The organism is Mycobacterium gordonae (assembly GCF_002101675.1).
Lineage (GTDB): Bacteria > Actinomycetota > Actinomycetes > Mycobacteriales > Mycobacteriaceae > Mycobacterium > Mycobacterium gordonae.
Map to the genome: position 1 here is coordinate 37,144 of NZ_LQOY01000015.1, position 15,393 is coordinate 52,536.

The window sequence follows — 15,393 nt, forward strand, 5'->3', positions numbered from 1 at the left end:
AAACGTACCGACTCTGCTCACCCCGCTGAGGGCGGACGGGTCATGAAGGTGCCCTTGAGCTCCAGACCCATCGCAAGGTCTTCATACTTGGGCTCCTTGCGCTTGCGCCAGCCGCTACCGGCCGAGATGGGCGGCGCCATCAGCGGCGGCAGCATGGGGAATCCGGCATCGGCATCCGCGGCGGGCAATGGCGAGGCCGCCGACGCTAGTTGCACCGCCGGCATGTGGGCCCCGGTCAGCACCGCGGTCGCCGCCGGCGGCGCGGAGAGATTGCCCATGGACACGGCGACGCCCATCGCAGCCGCCGGTTCGGCCGAACCCAGGGCACCGGCCGCGTCGGACAGTGACGCCGCCGAGGCCGTCAGCGCCGACTCGCCCTCCGACAGGCCCTCGGCAATGTCGGGAGCCACCGACTGCAGCGCCTGGGCCGAGCTGAACTGCGCGAAGTAGCTCAGCAAGTTGATCGGGAAGCCCGACGAGATCCACTGGTTCATGTAGGTGTTGGCCAGCCCGAACCAGCCCTGGTTGGGATCGAAGGTGACGCCGATCGCCTGCAGGATCGTGTCGATCGGGGACACCGGCGGCGGCACCGCGTCCGCGGGTGCAGCGGCGGCGGCGGCGTTGGCGAGCGCAGAGGACACATTGGTGGACGTCGCCGACGCGGACGCGGTCTGTACGGCCTCGGCCTGGGCCGCGGGCCCATCCGGCGTGGTGATCGACGGCGGAGAGGTGAACATCGGCAGTTGCAGGGCCTGCGCCGAGGCGGACTGGTAGCGGTACATGGCGGCGGCGTTGCTGACCCATATCCGTTCGTACTGCGCCTCCGTTTCGGCGATCGCGGCCACGTTCTTGCCCATACCGTTGGTGGCGAGCAACTGCGCGAGCCGGACCCGGTTGGCGGCGACCACCGACGGGTGCACCACCGCGGCCAGCACAGAGCCGACCGCGCCCGCCGCGGCCTGCGCTGAGGCGCCCAGGGCCAGACACTGCTGCGCGGTACTGCCCAGCCAGCTCAGATACGTTCCCACCGCCTGGATCATCGCCGTGGACGCCGGGCCGTCCCAGGCCTCGGCCACGGCCGCCAGCACCGGAGAATAGGCGCGGATAGACTCCTCGAGGTCGTAGCCGAGCCGTTGCCACGCATAGCCGGCGTCGACCAGCGGTGCGGCTCCCGGACCAGAGTGGATCAGCGTCGAGGTCACCTCAGGTGGCAGTCCGATGAAATCCATGCCATACACAATGTCAACTCAGGTAAATTTTTGCGAAACATTGCGTTGTATGGCAGAGGAAATACCCGCCAACATTGCGCGTCGGACCCCGGCATCCGGTCATGAGACGGCGTCGATCGCCGCCGTCAGGCGGGGCCGGAACTCCTCGGGAACGGGCGCGTATCCGTTGTCAGCCAGGCCGGTCTGCCCGGCGCCGGTGGCACTGTGCAGAAACGCCTTCACGGCCGCCCCCACCTGCGCGTCGGGATACTTCGAGCAGACGATCTCATAGGTGGCGAGCACGATCGGGTACGCACCGGTCTGATTGGGCCGGTAGAACGAGATCGTGTCGAAGGCGAGGTCGTTGCCTTCCCTCATGAACCACGCCGACGAGATTGTCTTGCCCACCGAGGCGGGGTCGATGCCCACCGGATCGGGGCCCGCGGAGGTGATGACCTTCGCCACGCTCAGGTGCTGCGCGAGGGCGAAGGACCATTCGACATAGGTCACGGACCCCTCTGCGTTCGCCACCGCCGCCGCGACGCCGTCGCTGCCCGCGGCGCCCTCCCCCACACCACCGTTGAACACCTTGCCGGCGCCCCGGCCCCAGGCGTCACCACCGGCGGTGTCGAGGTATCGCTGGAAGTTGTCGGAGGTGCCGGACTGGTCGCTGCGGAACACCACCCGGATCGGCTCGGCGGGCAGCGCAACGCCCGCGTTCAGCGCCGCGATCGCCGGGTCGTTCCAGTGGGTGATGGCGCCATTGAAGACCCGGGCCGCAGTCGGCCCGTCCAGGTTCAACGCCGGTACGCCACCCAGGTGGTAGGCGATGGCGATCGGTCCGAACACCACCGGCAGATTCCAGACCGGCGACCCACACCGCTGTTGCGCCCTGCCGTACTCGACCTTGCTCAGCGGCGAGTCCGAGCCGGCGAAATCGGTTTGGCCGCCCAGGAATTCACTGATTCCGGCACCGGAACCGTTGGCGGTGTAATTCAACGAATGCCCCGCGCAGTCGTGCTCGAATGCCTTGGCAAAGCGGGTCATTGCGTTTGCCTGGGCGGTGGAGCCACTGGCTTTCACTGTCGGCCGGCCGCTGCAGCCCTGGGCCTGAGTGTCACCGCCACATGCCGACACCATCGCCGCAGCCAACGCCAACACAGTCAGCCCGGCGCCAAATTGATTGCGTTTCAATTCAATTCCTTGGCCAATACCGCCCGGCACCCGGCGTGCTTCGCCGGCCATGCGGAATGCTAACAAGTTCTGACCACCGGGATTTGTTCTCCAGCAGGCGGCACCCATCCAGATTTGATGATTTCAGCCGCAGTTCGCGGGCGGTTCACGAACTGGACAATTCGCCCATCCACCGTCAGCCTCGAACGGGATTTTGCCCATCCATCTGCGTCACATGCGATGATCCAGAATGTAAGCATCGTGTTACGCCACTACTGTCTGCGGGGAGGTTTCAGCGATGGCCGTCTGCCACTCACTCTCGCGCAGCCTGGTGCTGGCCGCGCTGCTCACCCTCGCGACGGTGGCGGCAGCGCCGGCCGCCCAGGCCGACGGAGTCGACAACCAGTTCCTCAACGCCCTGCAATCCCACGCCATCAACTTCGGGTCACCACAGGCGGCGATCCAGGCCGCACACAAGGTGTGCGACGAACTCGATTCCGGCCGGCAGAAGGCCGAAGTGGCCAACGAGGTGACCGGGAGCAGCAACCTGGACGGCTATCACGCCGGGTACTTCGTGGGCGTCAGCGTCGCCGCATACTGCCCGCGGCATCACACCACGGGCTAGCAAACGTTTTACTGAGTCGTAACGCGCGCGGGCCGTGCCGGTGCCTGATCGGCACTTACACTTTCGCTACGCCTATTGGGAGTGATGAGTGATCACGAAAGCGTTGTTCAGCGTGGCGATTGCGGTGGGTGCTGCAGTAGCGACCGCCATTCCGGGGGGTGCCGATCCCAGTCCGTTCAGTGTCCTGAGCTGCAGCTGCGACGGCAGCGGTACGTTCTTGCACCAGGGCCCCACCGTACGGGAGCAAATCGATACCGGGATCGAGAACGGTTTGGCTGACCTGCTGGGCAGCGGCGGCTGACGCTAGCCGGCGGCCCCGCGCCCGACGGCCTGCACCGAGTTGTGTTCGTGCAGCGCCATTTCGGTCTCCGGTGCCACCGGCATGAGGTCGAAGACAACTTCACTGACGACACCGGTGAACGGATAGGGCGCCTTGTCCTCGTAGTCGCGGTCGACCACCAGCCCGTTGTCGCGGCCGACGTCCAGTCCGGCGTACGACGTGAACGACAAGCTGACCGTCTGAGGTAGTTCGCCCTCGCCGATCTGCCGGTCACCGGCCCACAACGTCACCCGGCCACCCGAGCCGACGACGGGCTGGGCGGACTCGAACAGCATCCGTACGGTGACCTCACCGGTGGGGATCGGTTCGGTGGATACCTGCCGGTAGGTCTCCACCCCCAGGAACGAGTAGGTGTGGTGCAGACGGCGCTCCTCGTCGACCCACAGGGCGAATCCGCCCATGAAGTCGGCGTTGGCGACGATGACGCCCTGGGCGTCCTCGGGCACCGTGAGTCGGGCCTCGATCGCATAGGAACGGCCGTAGATGCGGGGGACCATGCCCCGCTGGATGTTCTGCACATCGCCCTTGAAGGTGAACCGCGTGGTGGTGGGCAGCGGCGGCAGATCGCCGAACATGACGGCGAGGCCACCCAGCAGCGGTAGCACCCGGTTGCGCTCGGCTTCTTCCCACCACAGCTCCTGCAGTTCGGCGAGCTTGTCCGGATGCTCGGCCGCGAGGTCGTGGGCCTGAGAGAAATCGTCGGGCAGGTAGTAGAGCTCCCAGACGTCCTTGTCCGGGTCGTAGTTGCCGGGCGCGAACCGCTGCATGGTTTCCGGCGACAGATCCCAAGGCGCCCGGTCCAGGCGGGCCGATGCCCACCAGCCGTCCTGGTAGATGGCGCGGCTGCCGAACATCTCGAAGTACTGCACGGTGCGGTGCTCGGCGGCGGCCGCGTCTTGGAAGGTCGGCAGGAAGCTGCTGCCGTCCATCGGCTCCTGCTCGACCCCGTCGACACTGGTGGGGACCGGTAAACCGATGGCCTCCAACACCGTTGGAGCGATGTCGATGCAGTGCGTGAACTGGCCGCGCAGCTTGCCGTCGGGGCGGATGCGGCTCGGCCAGGAGATCACCATCGGGTCGCGGGTACCGCCGAGGTGGCTGGCCATCTGCTTGCCCCACTGGAACGGTGTGTTGTTGGCGTGCGCCCAGCCCGAGGCGAAATGCGGTGCGGTGAACTCATCGCCCAGCGCCTCGATGCCCCCGTACTGCTCGATCAGCGCCAATTGCTGATCAGCGTCGAGGTCCAGGCCGTTCAGGAACGTCATCTCGTTGAACGAACCGGTGTTGGTGCCTTCCATGCTGGCGCCGTTGTCGCCCCAGATGTAGATCACCAGCGTGTTGTCGGACTCGCCCAGTTCGTCGATGGCATCGAGCAGGCGGCCGACGTTGTAGTCCGCGTTCTCGGAGAATCCGGCGAACACCTCCATCTGGCGCGCGTAGAGCTTGCGCTGACTGTCGGTGAGGCTGTCCCAGGCCGGGAAGAGGTCCGGCCGCTCGGTGAGTTCGGCCTCCGGCGGGATGATGCCCAGCTGCTTCTGGCGTTCAAACGTCTTTTGCCGGTAGACATCCCAGCCCTCGTCGAACTGTCCTTGGTACTTGTCCGCCCATTCCTTGAACACGTGGTGCGGTGCGTGGGTGGCGCCGGTCGCGTAGTACATCATCCAGGGCTTGGTGGCGTTCTGGGCGCGCACGGTGTGCAGCCATTCGACGGCCTTGTCGGTGAGGTCGTCGGGAAAGAAGTAGGGCCGGTCACTTGACGGCGCCTCCGGTATGCCGATGACCGTGTTGTCCTGGGTGATGATCGGGTCGTACTGGCCCGCCGCGCCGCTGGGGAAACCCCAGAAGTGGTCGAATCCCCAGCCCAGCGGCCAGTTGTCGAACGGCCCGGCCGCGCCCTGCACGTTGTCCGGTGTCAGGTGCCACTTGCCGAAAGCCCCTGTCACATAACCGTTGTCGCGCAATATCCGGGGCAGTGCGGCGCAGCTGCGGGGCAGCACCGTGGCATAGCCGGGGTAGGGGCCGGGGAATTCGCAGACCGATCCGAATCCGACGCGGTGGTGGTTGCGTCCGGTCAGCAGTGCCGCGCGGGTCGGCGAGCACACCGCGGTGACATGAAATCGGTTGTAGGCCAGACCGTTTTCGGCCACGCGGCTCAGAGCCGGGGTACTGATGCCGCCGCCGAAGGTATCGGGGCCGCCGAAGCCGGCATCATCGATCAGCACGATCAGCACATTGGGTGCGTTGTCCGGCGCCGCGGCGCCGGGCACGATGGTCCAGTCCCCGACTGACTCGGCGACGGTGCGGCCGATGGTGCCGCCGAAGTTGCGTTGCGGGATGGGCAGTTTGGTGCGATCGGGGTTGAATTTGCCCATCGCTTCGGCCAGTGCCGAACCCAGCGCCCGCAGCGTCGAGCGACTGAGCTCGGCCACCGACTTCATCGGCGAGCCCGCCATCGTCTGTTCCACCGGGAGCCGGCCGTGGGCAGGCGTCACAGCGATGATCAGGGCGCTGCCCGCCGCCAGGGCCTCTCCGATCTTGTCGCCCAGCCCGCTGGTGATCCGGTGGTGGGCGAAGGTGCCGGCCAGCGCGCCGGCGGCGGCGCCGAACGCGGCAGTGGCCAGCAGCGCCGGCGAGAACAGGCCTACGGCCAGACCGGCGCCCGCACCCCACGCGGCGCCGCGCCGGCCGAGCTTGTTGCCGGTGTCCAGCAGCACCCCGTTGCCCTCGGCGTCCTTGCCGACCAGCACCGCCCCCTGCAACGGCAGCGTCTTGGCGTTGGCCCGCCCGGTCAGGTTCTCGAAATCGCTACGGGCGGTGTCGATGTCCTGATACCCGGCGACGATGACCAGCGCGTTGTCTTCACTCATAACCAGAATTCCTCTCGGCGGCTGACGAACTCGCGGTGCGACCCGGTGACCGGGTCGTCGAATTCGATGCGGTGGGCCAACAACTGCAGCGGGGTGCTGAAGTCGTCGGGATGGACGTCGATGACCTTGGGATACAACGGGTCTCCATGGATTGGCACACCGAGGCCGGCCATGTGGACGCGCAGCTGGTGGGTGCGTCCGGTGCGCGGCGTCAAGCGGTACAGGCCGTCGGCGGACAACAGCTCGATCAGCGTCTCGGCGTTGGGTTCGCCAGCCTCGGTGACCGCCTGCAGGTTGCCGCGGCGCTTGACGATTCGGTTGCGGACCACGCGCGGCAGCACCAGCGCGGGGTGCACGTCGGCCCGCGCCAGATAGGTCTTGCGCACCAGGCCGCGGGCGAAAAGCGTTTGATACCTGCCCCGGAGCTCCCGGCGGGTGGTGAACAGCAGCACCCCCGCGGTCAGGCGGTCCAGCCGGTGGGCCGGACTCAGTTCGGGCAGCGCGAGGCTGCAACGCAGCCGCACCAACGCCGTCTGCGCAACGTGGCGCCCGCGCGGCATGGTGGCCAGAAAATGCGGCTTGTCCACGACCACGATGTCGTCGTCGCGGTGCAGCACCGGGATGTCGAAGGGCACCGGCACTTCGTCGGGCAGGTCGCGGTAGAGGTACACGCTGGCACCGGGGGGCAGCACAGTCGCGTCGTCGACCACCGCTCCGTCGGCGTCCACCACTTCACCGGCCCGCACCTTCGCCCCGGCCTGGGACCCGAATCGGCCGACGAGTTCGGCCAGTACCGGTCCGCCGTGCAGACGCACTCGAACCGGTCCCAGCGCGTCGCGAACGCCGATCACCGCGGGCTTCATCGCGAGCAGATTATCCACCCGGCGAGGGGCGTGCGGCGAAATCGGCTAGACACGGTTGGCGTGCGGCGCGTCGCCGGATGCGGTGGGCGCGTCCCCGGGCTCACAGCCAGTCCCGACGCCGGAACATCACGTACAACACGACCATCATGACGACGATGACGCTGCTGCTGGCAAGGAAACCGGCGATCGTGCCGAAGCCGGGGTATTGGACGTTCTGTCCGTAGAAACCGGTGATCGCGGTGGGGACGGCGATGATCGCCGCCCAACCCGTCAGCTTCTTCATGACGGTGTTCAGACGAGCATCTTGCAGGGACAGGTTCGTCTCGAAGATCGTGGTGATCATGTCGCGCAGCGACTCCGTCCATTCAGAGACGCGAAGCACGTGGTCGTACAGGTCGGCGTACAGCGGGTCGAGTTCCCGTGCGGAGTCACCGTGCAGGCGGCGGTGCTGGATGGAGTTGATGACTTCGCGCATCGGCAACGCCACTCGCCGCAAGTTGACCAGGTCTCGGCGCATCTGGAAGGTGCGGCGCTGAAAGCCCCCCTTGGGCGATGCGCCGTCGAACAGTTCGTCCTCGATGGCTTCGATGCAGTCGTCGAGCGCTTCCACGGCGGCGAAATGGCTGTCGACCACTACGTCGAGCAATCCGTGCACCAGCGCGCCGATACCGTACTGCTGCCCGCCGATCTCCTCCCAGCGGCGCGTGACCTGCGTCATGTCGAAGTCGGGCGTCAGCCGCACCGTGATCAGCCCTCGCGGAAGTACGAACGCCGAAATCCGGCGCATCGCCAGCATCCGCGCTGACGCATCGGCGGCGTCCGCGACTACGTCGACGGCGTAAACCGTGCAGAACGTGTGGGTTTCGTAGGCGGTGGTCTTGACGCGTTCTGCGGCCGCGACGGCATCTTCGACCGCCCAGTGGTTGAGGCCGAGTTCTTCCGCCAGTTCTCGCAACGCGTCGTGGTCCGGATCACACAGGTCGACCCACACCAGGGTGTCATCGTCGCCGAGGTATTCGGAGAGCTTGTCGAACTCGAAGTCATCCTGCGGCTTACCCGAACGCCACAGGCGGCCCTTGACACTCGGCGCGACCTGCACGACCACATCTTGTCAGGCGGGTGGCGGAGCCGCGCGGGAGCCGGGGTGCGCCCATGGCGACGTTGGCCTCGGCGGGGGTAAGCGTGTCACCGAATGTTCGGCCAGCCGCTACCCGGAAGACGGCTTTTCGAGTCGCGGGCGGAGCTTGGCGGCTTTACCGTTGGCCGCAGCATTTCGGGGGGATGGCATGGCCGCCCCACACTCAGCGGACAGGTGGTTGGGATGGAGCAAGAAACCAGGTTGGAAATCAAGCCATTTCGCCCTCTGTCCGAGCATGTCGACGGCGCTTGGTGGCCGAGGTCGAAGAACTTGGTCCACGAGCTGCCCGACTTGCTGGCGTCGGTGTCCGAGCAGCTCGGACCAATCGTGATGGTGGGCTACCGCCACAACGGCTGGGACGAGACGCCGCCCTTGGCGGACATCGGCGGCCGCACCGTCGAACTGCTCGGCTTCAGCAGTGACGAACCGACCAGTGTCATCCTGATCGGAGAAGAAGGTCATCACCTGACGCTGCACGTCATTTCGCCGGATGTCAGCGAGCAGAGCGGCCGCCAAGCCCTGGATGAGGCACGAGGCGCCGACGGCACCCGGGCCGACTCGGCTCCAGCCAGTCGGTCGTTGACCGCGCGGTCGGTGGCCGACGTCGCGGAGAAGTTGGCCAAGCACGAGGGCCGACACGACGAGCAGCGGACCGCCCAGATACGCAGCTGGTGCGAAGAGGCCGCCGAACAATTCGTCGACGCGCCCGTCCAGACCTTCATCCCCGTCCTGGTCGAACACATCGTTCGCAACCGCATGATGGAGTCTCGCGCCGCGGCCGGGTCGGCGCTCTAAAGCGTCATCAGCGCGGTGATCGCCTCCACGTCGGCCGGCCCCGGTAGCCCCCAGTCCGGCTTGTAGTCGAACAACTCCTCGGCCGGCGCCGACTGCAGGTCCACGTCGAGCACCTCGATGGCATTCAGCGGAACCAGGGCGGGGTGCACGTGGCCGCAGGCGCGTGCCAGGGACAGTAACTCGAAGCGCAGGGTGGCCAGGTAGTTGGCGCAGCGCACCGACTTCAGCGCCGGGTCCAGTCCGTGCTGCAGCCAGGCCGACTGGGTCGCGACCCCGGTCGGGCAGCGGCCGGTGTGGCAGCGCTGGGCCTGGATGCAGCCGATGGCGAACATCGCGGTGCGGCCCACGTTGATCAGGTCGCAGCCCAGAGCCAGGGCCAGCAGCGCGTTCTCTGGGATGCCCAGTTTGCCCGACCCGATGAACACCACGTCGTGGTGCAGGCCCTGCTCGGCGAAAGCGCGGTAGACCCGCGGGAAGGCCCACTTGAACGGCAGCGCGACGTGGTCGCTGAACACCAGCGGTGCCGCTCCGGTGCCGCCCTCACCCCCGTCGACGGTCACGAAGTCGACGCCGCGGCCGGTGCGGGCCATCCGCGCGGCCAACTCCGGCCAGAACGCGGACTCCCCGACCGCCGACTTGATGCCCACCGGAAGCCCTGTCTCGGCGGCGATCGTCTCCACGAACTCCAGCAGGCCGTCGACGTCGCGGAAGGCCGAATGCCCGGCCGGGCTCTTGCAGTCGACTCCGACCGGAATGCCGCGGATCTTGGCGATTTCCTCGGTGACCTTGGCGCCGGGCAGCATGCCGCCCAACCCGGGCTTGGCGCCTTGGCTGAGTTTGATCTCGATGGCCCGGATCGACGGCGTGGCGGCCACCTGGTCGACCAGCCGCGGCAGGCTGAAGCTGCCGTCGTCGTTGCGGCAACCGAAATAGCCGGTGCCGATCTGCCAGACGAGGTCGCCACCGCACCGGTGGTAGGACGACGCCCCGCCCTCACCGGTGCTCTGCAGGGCGCCGGCCATCGCGACGCCCTGGTTCAGCGCGGTGATCGCCGCCCCGCCCAGCGCCCCGAAACTCATCCCCGACACGTTGACCATCGACGGCGGCCGAAAAGCCTTGGCGCGGTTGCGGGCTCCGCCGAGGACCTTGGCCGCCGGCAAGGGCACCTTAGGGTCCGGATGTCCCGGTTCGCCGTCCGGGGCCGACACCGGGAACGCCGCATGCTTGATGATCGGGTAGTTGTGGGCGCGTTCCAGATCGTTGTCGGTGCCGAAACCGAAGTACCGGTTGTCCATCTTCGACGAGCTGTACACCCAGCGGCGTTGGTCGCGGCTGAACGGTTTCTCCGCGTTGTTGTCGGTGACGATGTACTGGCGCAGTTCCGGCCCGACCGCTTCCAGGACGAACCGCAGGTGGCCGATGATCGGATAGTTGCGCAGGATGGTGTGCCGGCGTTGCCATAGGTCCCAGCCGGCCAGCCCGGCCACGCCCGAACCCAGGACAGCACCCACGGAGCGTTTCTTCACGCCCCCATGCTCACCCGGGCCACCGACAGATTGCTAGTGACCTGAGTCCTCAGTTCAGCGGCACCGGCTCGAGGATCTCGGCGCGTGCCTCGGGTGCGCTGGCCCGCAGTTCGTCGGCGGAGACGTCGTCGGGCTGGGCCTGCGAGAGCACCTCGGCCTCGACCCGCGCCTTGTAGTTGGCGACCTCGCGGTTGACGTCCTCAGCGCTCCAGCCCAGCACCGGCGCGACCAGGTCGGCCACCTCGCGGGCGCAGTCGACGCCGCGGTGTGAGTACTCGATGGAGATGCGCATCCGGCGGGCCAGGATGTCCTCGAGGTGCAGCGCCCCCTCGGCGGCCGCCGCGTAGACGGCCTCGACCTTGAGGTAGCCGGGCGCGTCCTTGATCGGGCTGAGCAGGCTGGAATCTTTCGTCGCCAACCCCAGCACCTCGTCGATCAGCGAGCCGTAACGGTCCAGCAGGTGTCGGACCCGGTACGGGTGCAAACCGCGCATCGCGCCGACGTTCTCCGTTTGGTTGATCAAGGCGAAGTAGCCCTCGGCGCCGATCAGCGGCACCTTCTGGGTGATCGACGGCGCAACCCTGGTAGGGATGAACTCCGCCGCGGCGTCCACGGCGTCGGCTGCCATCACCCGGTAGGTGGTGTACTTGCCGCCCGCGATGGCGACCAGTCCAGCCGAGGGCACCGCAACGGCGTGTTCCCTGGACAGCTTGGATGTTTCTTCGCTTTCGCCGGCCAGCAGCGGCCGGAGTCCGGCATAGACGCCATCGATATCGGCGTGGGTCAGCGGGGTGGCCAGAACGGCGTTGACGGTGGTCAGGATGTAGTCGATGTCGGCCTTGGTGGCGGCGGGGTGGGCCAGGTCCAGGTTCCAGTCGGTGTCGGTGGTGCCGATGATCCAGTGGCTGCCCCACGGGATGACGAACATCACCGACTTTTCGGTGCGCAGGATGATCGCAACGTCGCTGACGATGCGGTCCCGCGGCACCACCACGTGCACGCCCTTGGAGGCGCGAACCTGGAACCGGCCGCGCTGCTTGGACAACGCCTGAATCTCGTCGGTCCACACTCCGGTCGCGTTGATCACCACGTGGCCGCGTACCTCGGTGGTCGCGCCGTCCTCGGAGTCGCGCACCCGCACGCCGGTGACCCGATCCGCTTCGCGCAGCAGCGCGACCACCTGAGTGGACGATCGAACCACCGCCCCGTAGTGCGCCGCCGTGCGCGCGACCGTCATGGTGTGGCGAGCGTCGTCGACAACGGTGTCGTAGTACCGGATGCCGCCGATCAACGAGCTGCGCTTGAGGCCCGGGCTCAGTCGCAGCGCACCGGCGCGGGTCAAATGCTTCTGCGCGGGAACCGATTTCGCGCCACCCAGGCTGTCGTACAGGAAGATGCCGGCGGCCATGTACGGGCGTTCCCACCCTCGCTTGGTCAGCGGGAACAGGAACGGCAGCGGCTTCACGAGATGCGGCGCCAGTGTGGTCAGCGAGAGTTCTCGTTCGAACAGCGCCTCGCGCACCAATCCGAACTCGAGTTGCTCGAGGTAGCGCAGACCGCCGTGGAACATCTTCGACGAGCGGCTCGACGTGCCCGAGGCCAGGTCCCGCGCCTCGACCAACGCCACCTTGAGCCCCCGGGTGGCAGCGTCCAGCGCGCACCCGCAACCCACCACACCGCCGCCGATGACCACTACGTCGAATTGCTCGGTACCAAGACGGTCCCAGGCCTCTGCCCGCTGCTCAGGTCCCAGCCATGCGGCGGGCTCGTTCTCCGGTCCGTGGTTCGGGTGGCTCACGACGAAGGTCTCCTGTCGGTTACTTGTCGGTAGGCGTTCGCCCAACCAGGCTAGTTCGTCCGCGGCTTTTGAGTCGCTTATCAGTCCAGATCGTCGTGCGCCATCAGGCGCCGCGCGGCCTCGGTGATCGAACCGGACAACGAGGGGTAAACGGCAAGCGTCTGGGCCAACTCGTTGACCGTGATCCGGTTGGTCACGGCCACCGCGATCGGCAGGATCAGCTCCGAGGCGATGGGAGCCACCACCACGCCGCCGATGACGACGCCGGTGGACTTGCGGCAGAAGATCTTGACGAAACCCTGCCGCAGCCCGGACATCTTCGCCCTGGCGTTGGTGTGCAGCGGCAGCATGATGGTGCGCGCGCTGAACTCTCCGTCGTCGATCGCCGACTGCGGCACCCCGACCGCGGCGATCTCGGGCCGGGTGAAGACCGTCGCCGCCACCGTGCGCAGCCGGATCGGGTTCACGCCCTCGCCGAGCGCGTGGTACATCGCGATGCGGCCCTGCATAGCGGCGACCGAGGCCAGCAGCAGCAGTCCGGTGCAGTCTCCGGCCGCGTAGATACCCGGCACCGAGGTGCGCGACACCCGGTCCACCTTGAGGTAGTCACCGGGGCTGAGCTCGATGCCGACGCGTTCCAGCCCCAGGCCGGCGGTGTTGGGGATCGAGCCGATTGTCATCAGGGCGTGGCTGCCCTCGATGGTGCGGCCGTCGGTCATCGTCACCAGGACGCCTTCGTCGGTGCGGGTGACCGACTCGGCTCGGGCGTTCTTGAACAGGTTGACGCCGCGTTCGGCGAACGACTCTTCCAGCACCGCGGCGGCGTCGGCGTCCTCGTAAGGCAACACGCGGTCACGGCTGGCCGCCACCGACACCTGGACGCCAAGTTCGGTGTAGGCGTGTACGAACTCCGCGCCGGTGACCCCGGAGCCCACCACGATCAGGTGTTCGGGCAGGGTTTGCAGATCGTAGAGCTGGCGCCAGGTGAGGATGCGTTCGCCGTCGGGCTGGGCCGAGGGCAGGACCCGCGGGCTGGCCCCGGTGGCGATCAGCACGAAGTCGGCGTCATGCTCGGTGACCGTGCCGTCAGGGGCCGTCGCCTTGAGCCGGTGCCGGGCCAGGCCGGGGGTGGGGTCGACGAGTTCGCCGCGGCCGTGGACCAGCTTCACCCCGACGTTGCGCAGTTGTTCGGCGATGTCCGCGGACTGCTCTGCGGCGAGCTTTTTGACCCGGGCGTGGATCTGCGGCAGGTCGATCTTGGCGTCGTCGATGTCGATCTCGAAGCCCAGCCGTGGGGCCCGGCGCAGCTCGGTGCGCAGCCAGGTGGAGGCGATGAACGTCTTCGACGGCACGCAGTCGTCCAGTACGGCCGCACCGCCCACACCGTCGGAATCGATGATCGTGACTTCGACGTCGTCGGGCTTTGCGTTGGCGGCCACCAGGGCCGCCTCGTATCCGGCCGGGCCTCCACCGAGGATCACGATGCGGGTCACCACAGCCCATAACCTAGTCCGGCGATGCGGTGGCCCGCAAGGCGGAGTTTAAGCTTTCCCCGTGCCGCTCTACGCCGCCTACGGGTCGAACATGCATCCCGAGCAGATGCTCAAGCGTGCACCGCACTCGCCGATGGCCGGAACTGGCTGGTTACCGGGGTGGCGGCTGACGTTCGGGGGCGAGGACATCGGCTGGGAAGGCGCACTGGCGACCATCGTCGAAGACCCGGACTCGCGGGTGTTCGTGGTGCTCTACGACATGACCCCGGCCGACGAGATGAATCTGGACCGGTGGGAGGGCTCCGAGTTCGGCGTCCACAAGAAGATCCGCTGCCGGGTGGAGCGCGAATCGTCGGACACCGACATCGACCCGGTGCTGGCCTGGCTCTATGTGCTGGACGGCTGGGAGGGTGGCCTGCCGTCCGCGCAGTATCTGGGTGTGATGGCCGATGCCGCCGAGATCGCCGGCGCGCCGGCGGATTATGTGCACGACCTGCGCACCCGGCCGGCCCGCAACATCGGCCCGGGGCCCAGTAGTCCGGAGTAGCGGGCCCTCGCGCGCCAGCGTCCCGCCCCCCCACGCCGAGCGCCCGCATGTTGCCACCAACACGCCGCCACAGCTGACAATTCGCGGCCCCTCGCGGCCAGACCTACGCGGCTCGGACACCATCGAGTCGTGACTGCAGCCGCCTGACGAGCTGTTCTGGCCGGCGTCTGACGTCCTCCGCGATGATCGGCACAACGACCCACGACAGATCCTGCAGCGCAGCGGCCCGGGCGCGGTCTCGACGGAATGCGTCGGGCCCGCTGTGCCAGTCGACGCCGTCGTACTCGGCGGCAACCCGGTATTCCGGCCAGGCGAAGTCGAGCCGCCAGAGCCGGCCGCTCGCATCTACCACCTCGTACTGCAACTCTGGGGGCGGCAGTCCTCCGTTGAGCATGACGAGGCGGGCCTCACTCTCCATCGGAGATTCGGCCAAAGGTGAAGCAATGGAAAGTAATTCGCGCACAGCAACGACGCCACGGCGGCCCGACTGCAGCTCAAGAGTACGCGTCAGTTCGTCGCGGCCGCAGGTCCCGCTGCGCAGCGCCGCGTCCAAAGTCGCCAGTGCCCGCGGACGACGTAGTCCGCGGGCCACCTCGATCGCCGTCCAAGCTGGGGTGGTGGCCGGACGCCCCGCGAACACGTGCAGCGGCGCGCCCTCGCGCCGATGGACAACCAGCCCATTGGTCGAACGCAGTCGCCGACCGGCAGGACTGAGGATGTGCAATTCGTCGCGTTGCTCGGTATCGAACCCGTACGCGCTCGCGGCGGTGCTGAGGCAAGACGCGACGGTTGTTCCGGCAAACAAGTCAAGCCCCCGCAGCCGCAAAGCGGTGGTTACTTGACCGCGGCCGTAGACGCCGTGCCAAACCTTCGTCAGCGCACCAAGATTCAGTTGCGCCTCAAGGCCGCGACGCGTCAGAAACGGCAGGAGCTGGGCACTGGTCACCACGCCACCCTGCGCATCGAGTAGCCGGCTGAGCTCCGCGTGCATGCCACCTATCGTCAATTGGCGTGGCTACG

General features: G+C 67.5%; 12 protein-coding genes and 1 pseudogene. 4 read left to right on the plus strand and 9 right to left on the minus strand.

Annotated elements, in window-relative coordinates:
• Positions 1-17 precede the first annotated feature (17 nt).
• Positions 18-1,229, minus strand: a complete 1,212-nt coding sequence (locus tag AWC08_RS02170) for a PPE family protein (protein ID WP_069433627.1) — start codon at positions 1,227-1,229, stop codon at positions 18-20.
• Positions 1,230-1,328: 99 nt separating this feature from the next.
• Entirely contained in the window at positions 1,329-2,402 is a 1,074-nt protein-coding gene (gene pstS / locus AWC08_RS02175) for a phosphate ABC transporter substrate-binding protein PstS (protein WP_069433640.1), read from the minus strand.
• A 277-nt stretch (positions 2,403-2,679) separates the two neighbouring features.
• On the opposite strand from pstS, the gene AWC08_RS02180 reads away from it, so the two are divergent.
• Together AWC08_RS02180 and AWC08_RS02185 are read left to right on the plus strand one after the other, a co-directional pair.
• Complete coding sequence (locus AWC08_RS02180) at positions 2,680-3,006, plus strand: DUF732 domain-containing protein (RefSeq protein ID WP_069433626.1); 327 nt, start codon at positions 2,680-2,682, stop codon at positions 3,004-3,006.
• Between the two features lie 88 nt (positions 3,007-3,094).
• Positions 3,095-3,307 (plus strand): hypothetical protein, encoded by a 213-nt coding sequence (locus AWC08_RS02185; protein ID WP_069433625.1) that lies wholly within the window; start codon positions 3,095-3,097, stop codon positions 3,305-3,307.
• Positions 3,308-3,309: 2 nt separating this feature from the next.
• On the opposite strand, the gene AWC08_RS02190 is transcribed toward AWC08_RS02185, so the two are convergent.
• The 3 genes from AWC08_RS02190 to AWC08_RS02200 all read right to left on the minus strand — a co-directional run bounded on the left by AWC08_RS02190 (position 3,310) and on the right by AWC08_RS02200 (position 8,175).
• Entirely contained in the window at positions 3,310-6,213 is a 2,904-nt protein-coding gene (locus tag AWC08_RS02190) for an arylsulfatase (RefSeq protein ID WP_085087333.1), read from the minus strand.
• Positions 6,210-7,076 (minus strand): pseudouridine synthase, encoded by an 867-nt coding sequence (locus tag AWC08_RS02195; RefSeq protein ID WP_069434467.1) that lies wholly within the window; start codon positions 7,074-7,076, stop codon positions 6,210-6,212. Before AWC08_RS02195 ends, AWC08_RS02190 begins: the two co-directional genes overlap by 4 nt.
• Positions 7,077-7,176: 100 nt before the next feature.
• On the minus strand, positions 7,177-8,175 hold the full coding sequence (locus AWC08_RS02200; protein WP_069434468.1) for a magnesium transporter CorA family protein: 999 nt from the start codon (positions 8,173-8,175) through the stop codon (positions 7,177-7,179).
• 222 nt (positions 8,176-8,397) lie between these two features.
• Between AWC08_RS02200 and AWC08_RS02205 the strand changes: the two genes are divergently transcribed.
• A complete protein-coding gene (locus AWC08_RS02205) occupies positions 8,398-9,009 on the plus strand; it encodes a DUF5994 family protein (RefSeq protein WP_069434458.1) in 612 nt (203 codons plus the stop codon).
• Here AWC08_RS02205 and AWC08_RS02210 read toward each other — a convergent pair.
• From AWC08_RS02210 to AWC08_RS02220, 3 genes and pseudogenes are all read right to left on the minus strand, one after another.
• Complete coding sequence (locus AWC08_RS02210) at positions 9,006-10,535, minus strand: FMN-binding glutamate synthase family protein (RefSeq protein ID WP_069434459.1); 1,530 nt, start codon at positions 10,533-10,535, stop codon at positions 9,006-9,008. The two genes, AWC08_RS02205 and AWC08_RS02210, sit on opposite strands and share 4 nt — an antisense overlap.
• A gap of 49 nt (positions 10,536-10,584) precedes the next feature.
• Entirely contained in the window at positions 10,585-12,333 is a 1,749-nt protein-coding gene (locus AWC08_RS02215) for a glycerol-3-phosphate dehydrogenase/oxidase (RefSeq protein WP_065136196.1), read from the minus strand.
• A gap of 18 nt (positions 12,334-12,351) precedes the next feature.
• A pseudogene (locus tag AWC08_RS02220) lies at positions 12,352-13,829 on the minus strand (NAD(P)H-quinone dehydrogenase); the annotation flags it as partial.
• A 58-nt stretch (positions 13,830-13,887) separates the two neighbouring features.
• Between AWC08_RS02220 and AWC08_RS02225 the strand changes: the two are divergent.
• The gene (locus AWC08_RS02225; protein WP_065136194.1) at positions 13,888-14,373 is read left to right on the plus strand and encodes a gamma-glutamylcyclotransferase family protein; all 486 of its coding nucleotides are present in this window, start codon (positions 13,888-13,890) and stop codon (positions 14,371-14,373) included.
• A gap of 103 nt (positions 14,374-14,476) precedes the next feature.
• Here AWC08_RS02225 and AWC08_RS02230 read toward each other — a convergent pair whose 3' ends face one another.
• Positions 14,477-15,364, minus strand: coding sequence for a PDDEXK family nuclease (locus AWC08_RS02230; RefSeq protein WP_069434460.1), 888 nt, complete (start codon positions 15,362-15,364; stop codon positions 14,477-14,479).
• Positions 15,365-15,393 lie beyond the last annotated feature (29 nt).